The sequence below is a fragment of the Falsigemmobacter faecalis genome (assembly GCF_003863335.1).
In the GTDB taxonomy this organism is placed as follows: domain Bacteria; phylum Pseudomonadota; class Alphaproteobacteria; order Rhodobacterales; family Rhodobacteraceae; genus Wagnerdoeblera; species Wagnerdoeblera faecalis.
This window is the reverse complement of record NZ_RRAZ01000017.1, coordinates 81,393-95,134: the sequence shown is the minus strand read 5'-3', so window position 1 is coordinate 95,134 and position 13,742 is coordinate 81,393. Positions and strand designations below refer to the sequence as shown.

The following is a 13,742-nucleotide window of genomic DNA, read 5'->3' as shown; positions in this document are numbered from 1 at the left end:
GGAAAAGCGATATGCTGGTAAATGGCAAATGGACCGAAGACTGGCAGCCGGTCCAGGCGAAAGACGACAAGGGCGGCTTTGTCCGCCAGGTCTCGGGCTTTCGCAACTGGATCACGCCCGATGGCGCCGCAGGTCCGACCGGAGAGGGCGGCTTTCAGGCCGAGGCCGGGCGCTATCATCTTTATGTCGCGCTGATCTGTCCCTGGGCCTCGCGTGCGCTGATCGCGCGGCGCATGAAGGGGCTGACCGAAGTGGTTTCCGTCTCGGTGGTCGAGCCGGAACTCAGCCCCCAGGGCTGGCGCTTTGGCACGGAAAAGGGGCCGCAGTTCACCGGGCCTGATGACTTGAACGGCGCTGTCTATATGCACCAGATCTACACCATGGCCGACCCGGGTTATACCGGACGCGCCACGGTGCCGGTCCTGTGGGACAAAAAGCGCGGCACCATCGTGAACAACGAATCCGCCGATATCGTGCGGATGTTCAACTCGGGCTTTGGCGATCTGGCCTCGGGTCCCGATCTTTACCCCGAAGATCTGCGCGAGGGGATTGATGCGATCAATGCCGCGATCTATCCGGCGCTGAACAACGGCGTTTACCGTGCGGGTTTTGCCACCACGCAGATCGCCTATGATGAGGCCTATGAGGGCGTCTTTGACTGCCTCGACACGCTTGAAGAGCGTCTGCACCGCACCGGCCCCTGGCTCATGGGCAGCCGCTTCACCGAAGCTGATGTGCGCCTTTTTGTGACGCTGGTGCGGTTTGATGCGGCCTATCACGGGCTCTTCAAATGCAACCGCCGCCGCATTGCGGATTACCCCGCGCTGCAAAGCTATCTGGAACGGGCGCTGAATATTCCGGGCGTGCGCGAGACGGTGAATATCGATCACGTCAAGCGCGGCTATTATTCGATCCGGGCGCTGAACCCGAACGGCATTGTGCCCAAAGGACCCGATCTGCCCTGGCTGCGCCGGGAGTGAGCTTTGGATCGCCTCGCCTGTGACCGTATGTTCGTTTCGGTGCTCGACACCGGCAGTTTTGCAGCCGCCGCGCGGCGGTTGCAGACCTCCTCCGGCCAGGCCTCGCGCCTGGTCGCACGGCTTGAGGCGGATCTGGGCGTTCAGCTTCTCAACCGCACCACAAGGGCCCTCGCCCCAACCGAAGCTGGGCAGGTCTATTACGAGCGGATGAAGGATCTTCTGGCCGAGATGGAGGCGCTGGAGGCTTCGGTCCGCAGCCAGTCGGGGCTGGCGGCCGGACGGCTCAGGGTTTCGGCCCCGGTGACCTTTGGAACCCGGCGGCTGGTGCCTTTGATGATGCGCTTTGCGGCGGATTATCCGGCGATCCGGCTGGATGTGCAGTTTTCAGACCGGGTGGTGAACCTTCTCGAAGAGGGCTTTGATCTGGCGGTGCGCGTCGGCATGGCCCCCGACAGTAGTCTGATTGCCCGGCGTCTGGGCGCGGCGCGGCTGATGACCCTGGCCTCACCAGAGTATCTTGAGGCGCGCGGCGTGCCGCAGGCACCCGAAGACCTCGCAGGCCAGGATCTTATCCTTGACAGCAATATGCGCGACCCGACCCGCTGGTTCTTTCTTGGCGCAGAGCCGGTGGGCGTGACGGGGCGGCTGCGGTTTTCCAATGCCGAAGCCTGCCTGACTGCGGCGCTTTCCGGCTTTGGCATCACGCGGCTGCCGGATTTCGTCGCTGGTGACGCGCTGGCCTCCGGGGCGCTGGTGCCGGTGCTGGCGGATTTTGAGCCACCGGCGATCCCAATTCATGTGGTCTGGCCGCCGGGTCGGCATCTGGCGGGCAAGGTGCGGGCGCTGGTTGATGCACTGGCGCAGGACTTCGGCCGGGGGGGAAATCCCCCCTCTTCCTTGTGAGCGGGGGATTGCGTTGCTACATCAGAGGGTAACGGGTCGCGAATAATGAGGTCAGCCCATGCACATCACGCTTTGTGGCACGGGTTCGGCCCTGCCGCAGCGCCGCCTGACATCGGCTGAGATCGACCACCGCCTGAATCGCCCTGAGGGCTGGCTGGAGGCCGCCTGCGGTGTGCAGAGCCGCTATGAGGTGGCCCCGGGCGAAGACCAGATCACGCTGGCGGTGACTGCCGCGCGGCAGGCGCTGGCCGATGCGGGGATTGCGGCGGCTGAGCTCTCGCTGGTGATCGGTGCCTCAGCGGTGCCTTACCAGCCGCTTCCGGCCACCGCGCCGCTGCTGGCGGGTGCGCTTGGCGCGGGAGAGGGGCAGCTGGCGGCCTTTGACGTCAACAGCTCCTGCCTGAGTTTTGTGACCGGATTTGAGGTGGCCTCCCGGATGCTCGGAGAGGGGCAATACGGGCTGATCGTCTCCTCAGAGCTGGCCTCCCGTGCGCTGCCCTGGGCGGAGGCGCCGGAGGTGGCGGGGCTTTTTGGCGATGGGGCAGGCGCTCTGGTTCTTCGTGGCGGCGGTTCTGGGCGGCTGGCGGCGGCGCTGTTGCGCAGCTACCCCTCGGGCTGGCAGGCCTGTTCGATCGGCTCGGGCGGCACGCGGTATGACTTTCACAACGCGCCGCAGGACTTTGCCCAAAATGCGATTTTCCGCATGGACGGGCGCGAACTTTTTCGCCTGACCGCACGCCATTTCGCGGGCTTTGTGAAGGATCTCCTGGCCCGCGCAGGCTGGAGCCATGGTCCCGATCTGGTGATCCCGCATCAGGCCAGCCCCGGCGGGCTGGCGCATATGATCCGCCTGACGGGCTTTGCGCCGGAGCGGGTGGTGAATGTGGCGGCAGATTATGGCAATCAGATCGCGGCCTCGATCCCGCTGGTGCTGGATCTGGCGCGGCGTGAAGGGCGGGTAAGCCCGGGCACAAAGGTTCTGATCCTTGGCACCTCGGCGGGGGTATCCTTTGGCGGTCTGGCACTGGAGATCTGAGATGCGTGTACTTGTGACCGGAGCCACGGGGTTTTTAGGCGGCGCTTTGATCCGCAGCCTGTCGCGCGAGGGCCGCGATGTGGTCGGCACCGGGCGCAGCGGCGCGGCGCTGGCGGCGCTTGAGGCTGAGGGGATCCGAACGGTTGCGGCGGACCTCTCGGACCCGGCCTCGCTGGCGGTGCTGACGCTGGCTGGTCCTTTTGATGCGGTGGTGCATACGGCAGCACTTTCATCGCCCTTTGGGCCGCTGGCGGCGTTTCGGGCGGCGAATGTGGCGGGCACGGCCCAGGCCCTGGCCGTGGCGCGGGCCTGTGCGGTGCGGCGCTTTGTGCAGATCTCCAGCCCCGCGGTGGCCTTTGCGGCGCGCGATCAGATCAATCTCTCTGAGACCGCACCGCTGCCTGCGCCGATCAACCACTACGCCCGCACCAAGCGCGAGGCCGAGGATCTGGTCCTCGATACCCCCGAGGTTGGCCCGATCATTCTGCGCCCGCGCGGGATCTATGGCGCGGGCGATACGGCGCTTCTGCCGCGCCTGCTGCGGGTCGCCAAAGGGCGCCCGCTGCCGATGCTGCGCGGCGGAGAGGCGGCGATTGATCTGACCCATGTCGATGACGTCGTCTCTGCCATCCGCGCGGCACTGGACGCGCCGGAAGAAGCCGAGCGTGCGGTTTATAATATCTCCGGTGGTGAAATGCTGTCGGTGGTCGAGATCGTGGAGGCGGCCTGCGAAAGAGCGGGCTTCACCCCCCGCTGGCGTCCGCTGCCCTGGCGCGGGGCCATGGCGGTGGCGCGCTTTGTCGAATTCGCGGCCCGGCTTCGCGGCCATGAGCCGATGATCACGCCCTATTCGCTGGCGCTCTTTGCCTTCCGCCAAAGCCTGGACCTCAGCCGCGCGCGCGAGGCTTTGGGCTGGCAGCCGCAGATCTCCTTTGAGGAGGGGCTGCGCCGCACTTTCGGGCCTGCGCCATGATCCCGGTCTTTGCCAACAGCGCCTGGGTGCCGGTGCGACGCGGGCTGGTGCAGCGCGGCGGCGGCTTCCCGAAACTGCGTCTGAGGGTGCGCTATGGGCTGTTCATCCACCCGACAGTCGGGCCGGTCCTGATCGACACCGGCTACAGCTATGCCGTGACCGAAGGGGCTGAGCGCTCACTGCCGCTCAAGCTTTACGCCCGTGCCCTGCAGATCGCCCCTGACGCGCAGCCGGTCGATTTTCTGGCCCGCCAGGGCCTGCGCCCGGCGGATATCAAGGTGGTGATCGTGACGCATTACCACGCCGATCACATCTCTGGCCTTGGGCTTTTCCCAAGGGCGCGGGTGATCGGCCATGGCGGCGCTTTGCGGGCCATCCGTGCGGCGGGGGCCTTTGCCAATCTGCGCCACGGTGTGTTCTCGGAGCTGCTGCCCGAGGACCTTGAGGACCGCCTGACCGAAGTCGAGGGCCTGCCGCAGCGCGACGGCCCTCCGGGGGGGCGGGATCTTTTCGGGGATGGCTCGGTGCTGGCCGTGGCGCTGCCGGGGCACGCAGAGGGCCATTTCGGGCTGTGGTTCCCCGGGGTGCGGCTCTTTTATGCCGTTGATACGGAATGGGTAAAGCCCGCGCTGCTGCCCGGAGGCAGCCCGCGTGTGACGGCCTCTCTCGTCGCGAGTGATGCCACCGCCGCCGCCGACAGCCGCCGTTTTGTGCGCGAGGCTGAGGCGCGGGGGGCGGCGATCGTGCTCTGCCACGACCCCGCGCCCACGCCTTTTGACGAAAGAGAGGGCGCATGAAAGCGGCCGGGGCGCTGATCAGCTTTGCCGCCGCCCGCATCGCCGCTTCAGGCCGGGTCAGCCGGGCGCGCTTTGAGGCCTGGCAGGCCCGTGCGCTGGCCCGCTGGCTGGCGCGTGATGTGATCCAGGTCGCGGCTTATCGCCGGGGCGCTGCGCGGCTGCAGGATCTGTCGGTGATGGATAAAGCGCAGTTGATGGCGGATTTTGCGGCTTTCAACCGTCCCGGCATCACCGCAGCCGAGGTCGCGGGGGCGCTGTCGCGGGATTGCCGCATCGGTGATTACACGGTTGGCGCCAGCACCGGCACCAGCGGTAACCGTGGCTATTTCGTGATCTCTGACGCCGAGCGCTATCGCTGGCTGGGCAGCCTGCTGGGCAAGGCGATCCCCGATCTTTTGCTATCGCGCCAAAGAGTTGCGGTGATCCTGCCGCAAAACACCCGGCTTTATGACGCCGCGCGACAGACCGGCCGGATTGAGCTGCGGTTTTTCGATATCACCGCAGGGCCTGAGACTTTTATTGAGGCGCTGGAGGCCTTTGCCCCCACGGTCCTCATCGCGCCGCCGCGCCTTCTCAGCTGGCTTGCGGCGCGTGGTACGGTGTTTCGCCCGAAGCGGATTTTCTCGGCGGCTGAGACGCTGGAGACGCAGGAGCGCGCAGAGATTGAGGCCTGGGCCGGGCTGACGCTGCGGCAGATCTATATGGCGACGGAGGGGCTTTTGGGGGTCTCCTGCGCGCATGGGTCTTTGCATCTGGCGGAAGATTCCGTCTTTTTTGAGTTTGAGCCGCTGGGCGACGGCCTTGTCAGCCCGCTGATCACCAGCTTCCGGCGCGAGACGCAGATCATGGCGCGCTACCGGATGAATGATCTGCTGCGCCTGTCAGATGAGCCCTGCGCCTGTGGCTCACCGCTGCGGGTGATAAGCGAGGTGGCAGGGCGGCGCGACGACTGCTTTGAGATCGCGGGGCGGCTTATTACGCCCGATGCTCTGCGCAATGCGGTAGTGAAGTCCGATCCGCGCATCACGGATTACCGGGTGATCCGCAGCGGGGATCTGGTCATTCAACTGGTGCTGCCCCCCGATCTTCCGGAAGAGGCGGCGGCGCGGGCGCTGGCGGCTTTGCGGGACTATCTGTCCGGGCGCGGGCTTGGCGTCGGGGTGGTGCTGCTGCGGCAGCCGCTGGGCTTTGATCCGTCGCGCAAGCTTCGCCGGGTCGAGAACCGCGTGAAGGCCCGCGGATGAGCGGGCTTGCGGCGGCGGACCTTGCGCGGGCTGCTGCCTTTGTGGCGCTGATGAACGCGCGCCCGATGCCGGATCTGATCGCGGGGCTGACAACCCGGATGTCGCTTTTTGAGCTGCAGGGTGCCGCTTTTCCCCTGACGCTGAACGACCGCGATGAAGCGGGGAACTGCTATATCTGCCGCCCCTCGGCGGCCTATATCGATTACGCGCTGGAAGAGATCCGCCATTTCGCCCGCCAGCCTGTGTTGCAGCGCAGCATGGCCGGGCTGATCCGCGCCTGCCGCCCCCTGCTGACGGCCAGCGGGCTCGATCATCAGGTGCAGATCAACAACTGGCTTTTCTCCACCAATCCGGTCCCCGGGCTCGGGGCGGCGGAGGCCGGGGTGATCCGCGACCGGCTTTGTGCCGCGCATCCGGCCCGGGCGCTGGTGATCCGCTCGCTCAATGAGGTGGCGGATGGCGCGACCATGGCGGCCCTGAAGGGGGCGGGATTTCAGATGCTGCCCGCGCGGCGGATCTGGCTTTATGATGGTCGCAGCCCGGCCCGTTCGCGCGATATAAAGCGCGATGACGCGCTGCTCCGCGACGGGCGCTTTGAGGTGGTGACCAGGCTTTCCCGAGCGGATTATGACGCCGCAGCCGGGCTTTACGGCCAGCTTTATCTGCAGAAATACACCCCTCTGAACCCGCAGTATCAGGGGCTGTTTCTCAGCGAGATGCACCGGGCGGGCCTTTTGGATCTGATCGCGCTGCGCGCGCCGGGCGGGGATCTGGTGGCGGTGACCGGGTTGTTTGAAAGCGGCCTCACGCTCACCCAGCCGGTTGTGGGCTATGACACCTCCCGCCCGGAGGCTGAGGGGCTTTATCGCCGCATGATGGCCCTCTCGCGGCAGCGGGCCGAAGCGGGCGGGCGCTTTTTCAACATGAGCGCCGGGGCGGCGGGCTTTAAAAAGAACCGCCGCGCCCGCCCGGTCATTGAATATACCGCCGTTTATACCGGGCATCTGTCCGGGGGGGCGCGCCGCGCCACCGCTGTCATCGCCGGGGTCCTGACCCGGCTTGGCATTCCGCTTTTGCAAAGGTTTGATTTATGACGACGGTTTCCGGCCATTGGGTCGCGCTGGCCCGCTCTGGCGATCTGGGGGCAAAGCCTCTGCGGGTGATGTGGGACGGCGAGGCGCTGGTGCTGTTTCGCACGGCAGATGGCGTGGCGGCGCTGACGGATCGCTGCCCGCATCGTTTTGTCGAGCTGTCGAAAGGCAGGGTGGTGGGCGGTGAGATTGAGTGCCCCTATCACGGCTGGCGTTTTGGCGGCGACGGTGCCTGTACGGCGATTCCGGGGCTTTGTGAGACGGTGCCGCCGCTGCGCGTGCGCCGCTTTCGCGCGGTGGAGCATGAGGGCGCGATCTTTGTGGCCTCCGGCACACCCGAGGGGCTGCCTTACAGCCATTGCCTCGCCGGTCAGGAGATTGTGACGCGCCTCGTGCGCAGCTCCACCCGGTCCACGCTGATTGATGCGGCCGAAAATATCCTGGATGCGACCCATACCCATTTCACCCATAAAGGCGTGCTGCGGGGCCTTTCCTCCAAACGCTACCGGGTGAAGGTTGAGGTGACCGGCGGGCCTGGCCGGGTAGAGGCCAGCTATGAGGGCGAGGAAGCGCAGCACGGGCTGATCTCTAAGCTGCTGGAGGGGGCGCGGATGAAAACCGTGGGGCGTTTTCTGGCACCGGGGATTGCAGAGCTGGAATATTGGGGGCCAGGCGGCATGGTGCTGGCGACCTCGTTTCACCTGCGTCAGGCCGATCCGGAGACGGTGGAGGGGGTGGGCTGGCTTGCCGGTCCGAAGCAGGGCGGCCTTGGCCATCTGAAGGCGCTGTTTTTCAAACCGCTCTTTCGCGTCGCGCTTGAGCAGGACCGCCGGGTCCTCGCCTCAGCCCGCGCCAATGCGGTGCCGGGGCAAAAGCCGGTGATCGGCCCGTTAGACTTTCTGCGCCGCGATATTGCAAAGATCCTCGAAGGCGGGATGCCGGATGCGGCGGCCCACCCGCGCATCCATTATATCGAGCTGTGATCCGGGAGCCTGCTTCATGGGCGGGTCGTCGGGCGGGGCTGCGATCTGGCAGCCGCCGCCTCCGGATCTCCTGCGCCGCGATGTCACAAAACTCCCCAAAGGCGAGTGGCCGGATGCGGCGTCAAACCCGCGGATGCGTTACAAAGCGGCCTGATCCTCCGGCCCGTTCCACTCGATGTCATGGGTTGAGGCCGCGATCAGCGATTTACGCAGCCGCAGCGCCTGGCGCGCAATGGGCAAAAGGCCGCGCAGCTGCGTCAGTTTGGAGAGACTGTCCCCGGGCCAGTGATGAATATCCGTGATGGTGACATTGAGATGCGCGGTGGAGCGGAATTTGCCCAGATTGCTCAGCCAGACCGCGAGCCGTGATCCCATCGGCGGCCAGCTCCGGGGGCGCAGTATCGGACCCGCACCGCTGAGGGCCCGGGTGAACTCAGGGCCATCAGAGAAGAAATGCAGCCCCGAGGTGGCGCGGGGGTTGCATTCAAGCGGGAGCACACTGCCGTCCGGCAGCCGCATCAGATCAAAAGAGATCTGCCCGCTCCAGCCGGTAGCTTCAATATAGCGGGTGACGAAGTCCTCAATCCCCGGATCCTGCAGCGGCTCAAAGGCGATGGCCGCGCCCTGTCCGGCCCGCAGCAGCGCACGATAGGGCGACAGCGCCGTCAAACGCCCCTCAGAGGCGAGGGCGTAAACGCAGATCTCTTCACCGGCAACAAAGCGCTGGGCGATCCAGGGGGTTTTGGGGCTTGGGCGCAGCCCTGCGACGACCGCCGCTTTGGGCCGGATCAGCACCTGATCGGCAAAGCGCGACCAGGCGGGTTTGAAGACCAGATCCCGGGCATGGGGCATCTGCCGCTCCAGCCCGGCCCGATCGGTCAGGAGGGTGGTGTCGGGCACCGCCAGACCTGCCGCCGCGCAATCCTCGATGAACCAGCCCTTGTGATGCGCGCGCATCAGCGCCGGGAAGGGCGGCGCGAGAAGCGGGCAGGGCATGTCCCCCGCCTGCCAGAAGGAAGCCAGATGGAAGATCTCTTCGCAGGTCGGGATTACGAGACCGATCCCTTCCTGCGCGATCAGCTGCTTCAGCGCCGCCGCACAGGCCTCAGGCGCAAAGCGCGGTGAGGGGATCAGGTGGCAGCCGTCATGCAGGCGCGAATACCCGGCCAGCGGGCGGTGCAGGCTGTCGGCCAGCAGAACCCGGTGGCCCGCCGCCGACAAAAGCCGCGTCAGATGCAAAGCAACCGGCGCCCGCGCGCCGGTTACAAGAAGGGTGTGAGGCAAAGCCACCACGGATCAGTCGCGACGGCTGAGAATCGTTGCGTAATTGGCCACCGCCGCGCCGCCCATATTGAAGATAAGCGCGGTCTCGGGGGTCTCAAGCTGCATCTCGCCCGCCTGTCCGGTCAGCTGACGATAAGACAGCGCATGCATCGACACACCCGTTGCCCCCACCGGATGCCCCTTGGCCTTCAGCCCGCCCGAGAGGTTCACCGGAAGCGCGCCATCCGCCAGAACGGTGCCGTTTTCAATCGCCTCTGCGCCCTTGCCCTTTTCAGCAAGACCCATGGCTTCATAGATCAGCAGCTCGGCAATGGTGAAGCAGTCATGCACCTCGGCAAAGCTCAGGTCTTTGACCGTCACACCCGCCTGCTCATAGGCCTTGCCGATCGCGCGGGCCGGGCCCTCAAAGCCGATCACATCGCGACCCGACATCGGCAGGCTGTCGCTGACATGCACCGCCGCTTTGAACTGAACGGCCTTGGGGAAGTCCTTCGCCCGCGCCGTGGTGGTCAGCACGATCGCCGCCGCCCCGTCCGAGATCAGCGAGCAGTCCGAAAGCCGCAGCGGCGCCGAGATCACCGGGTTCTTCTCGGTGACGGTGCCTGCCTGTTCCGGCGTCATCGGACGGTGCATCTGCGCGAGGGGGTTTTTCATCGCGTTCATGTGGTTTTTGGAGGCGATCTTCGCCATGGCGGGCAGCGGGTCGCCATAGCGCTCTGCATAATTGCGCGCGGCCAGGGCGAAGACATCCGGAAAGCTCAGCGAGGCTTCAAATTCATCGTTCTGATAGCCCGCACCGGCGAGGGCCGTGGTCACCTCTGCCGTGCTGCGCGAGGTCATTTTCTCAACGCCCACGATCAGAACCGTTTCGGCCTGACCCGACAGGATCGCGTTCAGACCGGCAAAGATCGCGGCTGAACCCGAAGCGCAGGCATTCTCCATCCGCGCCGCCGGAGTAAAGCGAAAGCCCGGATCGGCCTGATGCACCAGCGAAGAGGGGAAGCCGTCCGACACCAGGCCCGAGTTGAAATGGCCCACGAAGATCGCATCGACCTCCGCAGCCGCAACCCCGGCGTCTGCAAGCGCCTCCTGCGTGACTTCGGTTATCAGCTCTTCGAGATTTTGCGACAGCCGACCGAAGCGGGTGTGACCCGCACCGATGATGCTGACATTCGAGACGTTCGGGATCATCCTGGCTCCTCCTGAAGCTGGCCGATGTTACTCATCGGTATACAGCTTACTCAAAGATAATGCGAATGCGGCTGCCGATCAAGCCAGCGCCGCAACAGCCCCCGCAAAAGGCATGAGATCAGCACCCGCAGCCTTGTGTCCCGCCGACACCCGCCGCAGATTGTTCCCCAGAGGTGGGGAGAACATCGATGACGTCAACTGAGAACCCGGTCCTTGAGGCCATCCGCTCGCGCCGCTCGGTCCGGGCCTATCTGCCCAAAGAGGTGCCGGGCGAGACGATCCGCGAGATCCTTGCCGCGGCGGCCCGCACCCCTTCCGGCTCCAATATCCAGCCCTGGCATGTGGCCGTGGTGACCGGTGCCCCTTTGAAAGCGCTGGGCGAGGAGCTCAGCGCGAAATATCTCGCCGGAGAGGTGGAGGGTCGGGAATACGACTATTACCCCCGCACCTGGCGGGAGCCCTATCTGGCGCGCCGCCGCGCCACCGGCTGGGGGCTGTATTCCGCGCTGGGGATCGCCAAAGGCGAGACCGCGCGAATGGCTGCGCAACATGCCCGCAACTTCCGCTTCTTCGACGCACCGGCCGGGATATTCTTTCTGCTGGAACGCGATATGGAGATCGGAAGCTGGCTCGATCTGGGGATGTTCATTCAGAATATCATGATTGCGGCCCGTGGCTTCGGGCTGCACAGCTGCCCCCAGGCCGCCTTCGCCGATTTCCCGCGCCTCATCCCGCAGCGCCTCGGGCTGGCGGATAATCTTCAGCTGATCTGCGGCATGGCCCTCGGCTATGAAGACCCCTCCGCGCCCGAAAACGCCTTTACCCCTGAGCGCATGGCGCCGGAGGAGTTTGTGACCTACATCGGCTGAGCGATCCTGCGGGCGGGGCAGCTTATGGCGCTGCGCCCCGGCAAGGCTTTCCGACTGGCCGCCCTGGCGGCGGGGTCTGCTCACTGTGCTGACCGCGCGTCCGGTGGTTCCCTCGATCAGCAGGGCCGCCGCCCTCATCCTTCGTTTTGCGGGCAGAACTCTGACCGGTCTGTAATCCCCCCGGATCTGCGGGATGACCGAAGCGCATAACGCGCCTGCGGATTTCCCGGGCATCCCTCCCCCGGGACTTCGGGATGACCCCGCCTTCAGGGAGCGATCACACAGGTCTGCTGTCAGCTGCGGGCTTCATCTTTCCAGTGCCTTTGGGGAGCCCGAATTGCTCACCCCAAAGTGCGCGGTGCCGATGGCGCCGGCGTATCGCGCGATCCCTCTGAAGATGACCCACTCCGGCGGCTCCTTTCGGGGGCTGCGAACCCCGCAGGTTCTGTGCGGCTCACACGGAAGCAATGTTATTTTCTCCGCCTTAACGATTTCTCCCTGTGAATGAGATTGAATGCCTTCACTCAATTTAAACGATCTTCAGTCCATCTGTAGATCACCGGGATGGCCTCAGGGCCGACTGTAAGACGTTCGATTTTACGGGTGCGACCAGGATCTGCAGATCCGGGTAAAGGAAGGGTGCCGTGAACAGTGCAGAGCCATGCGTAAGTGATGCGCCCGCGCGATCCCCGGTGTCGGCGCGCGTGACAGCCGCCGCAGGCGGGACGGTTTGCGGATCCGCTGCCGGGGGGGGGCTCCAGGGCTATGCCAGGCTTTGCACTGGTTTGCAGGGGTCTGCACTCACGCGCAGAAGCCAGAGGTCTCGCGGCGATTTCACCCGTCTCTATCTGTCCCAGGGTCATCGGCTCTGTCCTGAGGCGGTCATCGAGTATCCTGTTTTGCAGATCGAAAGCGGTCTCTGTTTGAGCCCATACCGGCGCTCCCGGGTTCCTCCGGGGTCTTTCTGTGATGAACGCGGGACGCTGTCCCGACAGCGGCACTCCGCCGGTCACGCCCGGAATATCTGCCGCTGCCGCTGCGGAACAGTCGCCCGTCAGGCGTCTCCGGGCTGCGAAGTGGCGGCGATCCGCCCCTCCCGCCTCAACGCCCGGACCAGGCGTCACGATCGCAACCCGTTCCCTGTTCCGCTGCCCATGGGGCCTCCTGGCTGTCCGCTGTTCAAAACCGCTCTGCCGAGCGCGTCGAAAGGGACAGCAGATGCGGTGAAGCGGCACTCCGCTGCCTGCACGGCGATTATTCTGGCGGGCTTTCCCCGCAAAGCCCGCGGGTCAGGAACCGGCCGCGAGCGCTGGGGTGAAGACGATGCTGATGCCCGTTTCATTCAACCTGACCCGCCTCTGCGGCGATTACTGCAGTGGGTTCCGCGCAGCGCCCGGCAGGATCCTTCCGCTACGGCCCCTGAGGGGTGGTTGCACTCAGGATATCCATCGAAATCCGCCGGTCACCCGCGCAGGCATCCGGATAATCCGGTCTGCCTGGCGCGCAATCCGGTTCGCCGGACAGACGGCCTCGACCGGAGTCTTTGGTCCCCTGACGCCACGTCCGGCAATCGCAGCAGAGCAGCAATCGCGCGCCTTCCCGCTGTGGCGCTGGGGGATGTTCGGCCTGTCGCAAGGTTCGCGGCCAGCTTGCTCCGAAGGGCGGATCCTCTTTTTATGCCGCAACCGGCGCATGATAAGCGCCTCTCCAGGGATCCCAGCGGCCGCAGCGCACCCCCGGGGCTGACAGTCGCTCTGGCTGAAAGGGACAGTCTGACGGCAGATCCGCTCATGGCACCTGGCGGCGGCCTGGCCTTTGGGGCCGACGATATGCGAAGCCGGGCGCAGAACTTTAAATCCGCCCGAGCGTGCCAGACACGCAGCGTTCATCCGCTTTGCTTGAGGCCCGCCGGTGCAAGTGTCTGCGCCTTCGCTCGCAAAGACACCGGCGGGCTTGCACCCAGGGCTGCTCGGGCGATGCGCGGTTGTCATACTCAGGGCAGTGGGGTCGTGTATCACGGCGCCTGCACAGATCTCCCCCGCCGCACGCGGCCCGTTCTGATAGCGCAGGTTCGTCATGAGCGGCACCGGGTCATTCGTGGAGATACTCGGGGAAATGCCTCGGTCTGTCTGCCCGACAGAGAGTTTTGGGGATGGGCTGCCGCTGATCTGCCTGCGCTCAGTCTGGCTCCGACGCAGCCCCGCGCAGCACGTCATGCTGATCGCTTTGCGCCTGAACGACGCCGGGCGCTACAGGCGGGGAATGAGGCACCCGCCTGGCCTGATGGTGCGACCACCGCCGAGGGCCGGAACTGGTGTGCCACGCCGCTGCAGGATGGCCTGTTGTGGGGGGCGGCAAGCTCCGGGGCCAGACCCCTCAACCCTGATGCGC

12 protein-coding genes are annotated in these 13,742 nt (G+C 65.7%); 10 read left to right on the top strand and 2 right to left on the bottom strand.

Features of this window, described 5'->3' with window-relative positions:
* Positions 1–11 precede the first annotated feature (11 nt).
* From EG244_RS12850 to EG244_RS20430, 9 genes are read left to right on the top strand one after another with little or no spacing between them, the layout of a single operon-like run.
* Positions 12–980: a glutathione S-transferase family protein gene (locus tag EG244_RS12850; RefSeq protein ID WP_124965394.1), complete on the top strand. Its 969-nt coding sequence runs from the start codon at positions 12–14 to the stop codon at positions 978–980.
* Positions 981–983: 3 nt separating this feature from the next.
* The gene (locus tag EG244_RS12845) at positions 984–1,883 is read left to right on the top strand and encodes a LysR family transcriptional regulator (protein ID WP_124965393.1); all 900 of its coding nucleotides are present in this window, start codon (positions 984–986) and stop codon (positions 1,881–1,883) included.
* A 58-nt stretch (positions 1,884–1,941) separates the two neighbouring features.
* Positions 1,942–2,919, top strand: a complete 978-nt coding sequence (locus EG244_RS12840) for a 3-oxoacyl-ACP synthase III family protein (protein WP_124965392.1) — start codon at positions 1,942–1,944, stop codon at positions 2,917–2,919.
* Between the two features lies 1 nt (position 2,920).
* Positions 2,921–3,892 (top strand): NAD-dependent epimerase/dehydratase family protein, encoded by a 972-nt coding sequence (locus EG244_RS12835; protein ID WP_124965391.1) that lies wholly within the window; start codon positions 2,921–2,923, stop codon positions 3,890–3,892.
* Positions 3,889–4,689 carry an MBL fold metallo-hydrolase gene (locus EG244_RS12830; protein ID WP_124965390.1) on the top strand — a complete coding sequence of 267 codons (801 nt, stop codon included), beginning with the start codon at positions 3,889–3,891 and terminating at the stop codon, positions 4,687–4,689. The genes EG244_RS12835 and EG244_RS12830 overlap by 4 nt, the downstream gene beginning before the upstream one ends.
* Positions 4,686–5,933, top strand: a complete 1,248-nt coding sequence (locus tag EG244_RS12825) for a CoF synthetase (protein ID WP_124965389.1) — start codon at positions 4,686–4,688, stop codon at positions 5,931–5,933. Before EG244_RS12830 ends, EG244_RS12825 begins: the two co-directional genes overlap by 4 nt.
* Positions 5,930–7,027 carry a GNAT family N-acetyltransferase gene (locus tag EG244_RS12820; RefSeq protein WP_124965388.1) on the top strand — a complete coding sequence of 366 codons (1,098 nt, stop codon included), beginning with the start codon at positions 5,930–5,932 and terminating at the stop codon, positions 7,025–7,027. The genes EG244_RS12825 and EG244_RS12820 overlap by 4 nt, the downstream gene beginning before the upstream one ends.
* Positions 7,024–8,007: a Rieske 2Fe-2S domain-containing protein gene (locus EG244_RS12815; protein WP_124965387.1), complete on the top strand. Its 984-nt coding sequence runs from the start codon at positions 7,024–7,026 to the stop codon at positions 8,005–8,007. The genes EG244_RS12820 and EG244_RS12815 overlap by 4 nt, the downstream gene beginning before the upstream one ends.
* A gap of 16 nt (positions 8,008–8,023) precedes the next feature.
* Positions 8,024–8,161: a cupredoxin domain-containing protein gene (locus tag EG244_RS20430; RefSeq protein ID WP_158617303.1), complete on the top strand. Its 138-nt coding sequence runs from the start codon at positions 8,024–8,026 to the stop codon at positions 8,159–8,161.
* On the opposite strand, the gene EG244_RS12810 is transcribed toward EG244_RS20430, so the two are convergent.
* Positions 8,146–9,297, bottom strand: a complete 1,152-nt coding sequence (locus EG244_RS12810) for an ATP-grasp domain-containing protein (protein WP_233589006.1) — start codon at positions 9,295–9,297, stop codon at positions 8,146–8,148. The genes EG244_RS20430 and EG244_RS12810 overlap by 16 nt on opposite strands.
* Before the next feature lie 6 nt (positions 9,298–9,303).
* Positions 9,304–10,482: a thiolase domain-containing protein gene (locus tag EG244_RS12805; RefSeq protein ID WP_124965386.1), complete on the bottom strand. Its 1,179-nt coding sequence runs from the start codon at positions 10,480–10,482 to the stop codon at positions 9,304–9,306.
* 188 nt (positions 10,483–10,670) lie between these two features.
* On the opposite strand from EG244_RS12805, the gene EG244_RS12800 reads away from it, so the two are divergent.
* Complete coding sequence (locus EG244_RS12800) at positions 10,671–11,351, top strand: nitroreductase (protein ID WP_124965385.1); 681 nt, start codon at positions 10,671–10,673, stop codon at positions 11,349–11,351.
* Positions 11,352–13,742 lie beyond the last annotated feature (2,391 nt).

Bases quoted from the DNA above. Each gene is read 5' to 3' on its own strand.
- EG244_RS12840 (WP_124965392.1), top strand. From the start codon at position 1,942: ATGCACATCACGCTTTGTGGCACGGGTTCGGCCCTGCCGCAGCGCCGC.
- EG244_RS12800 (WP_124965385.1), top strand. From the start codon at position 10,671: ATGACGTCAACTGAGAACCCGGTCCTTGAGGCCATCCGCTCGCGCCGC.
- EG244_RS12850 (WP_124965394.1), top strand. From the start codon at position 12: ATGCTGGTAAATGGCAAATGGACCGAAGACTGGCAGCCGGTCCAGGCG.
- EG244_RS20430 (WP_158617303.1), top strand. From the start codon at position 8,024: ATGGGCGGGTCGTCGGGCGGGGCTGCGATCTGGCAGCCGCCGCCTCCG.
- EG244_RS12805 (WP_124965386.1), bottom strand. From the start codon at position 10,482: ATGATCCCGAACGTCTCGAATGTCAGCATCATCGGTGCGGGTCACACC.
- EG244_RS12825 (WP_124965389.1), top strand. From the start codon at position 4,686: ATGAAAGCGGCCGGGGCGCTGATCAGCTTTGCCGCCGCCCGCATCGCC.
- EG244_RS12815 (WP_124965387.1), top strand. From the start codon at position 7,024: ATGACGACGGTTTCCGGCCATTGGGTCGCGCTGGCCCGCTCTGGCGAT.
- EG244_RS12830 (WP_124965390.1), top strand. From the start codon at position 3,889: ATGATCCCGGTCTTTGCCAACAGCGCCTGGGTGCCGGTGCGACGCGGG.
- EG244_RS12820 (WP_124965388.1), top strand. From the start codon at position 5,930: ATGAGCGGGCTTGCGGCGGCGGACCTTGCGCGGGCTGCTGCCTTTGTG.
- EG244_RS12835 (WP_124965391.1), top strand. From the start codon at position 2,921: ATGCGTGTACTTGTGACCGGAGCCACGGGGTTTTTAGGCGGCGCTTTG.